Source organism: Lederbergia ruris, from assembly GCF_018332955.1.
Classification (GTDB): domain Bacteria; phylum Bacillota; class Bacilli; order Bacillales; family Bacillaceae_C; genus Lederbergia; species Lederbergia ruris.
This window is the reverse complement of sequence record NZ_BORB01000149.1, coordinates 1-255: the sequence shown is the minus strand read 5'-3', so window position 1 is coordinate 255 and position 255 is coordinate 1. Positions and strand designations below refer to the sequence as shown.

Genomic DNA, 255 nt, shown 5'->3' with positions numbered 1-255 from the left:
AAGAACCGCCTGCGCGCGCTTTACGCCCAATAATTCCGGACAACGCTTGCCACCTACGTATTACCGCGGCTGCTGGCACGTAGTTAGCCGTGGCTTTCTGGTCAGGTACCGTCAAGGTACCGGCAGTGACTCCGGTACTTGTTCTTCCCTGATAACAGAGTTTTACGATCCGAAGACCTTCTTCACTCACGCGGCGTTGCTCCGTCAGACTTTCGTCCATTGCGGAAGATTCCCTACTGCTGCCTCCCGTAGGAG

The 255-nt window shown here is 55.7% G+C and carries 1 rRNA gene; it reads right to left on the bottom strand.

Going from position 1 to position 255, the window contains the following annotated elements:
- Positions 1 to 255 (bottom strand): 16S ribosomal RNA (locus tag KI363_RS21800); the annotation flags it as partial.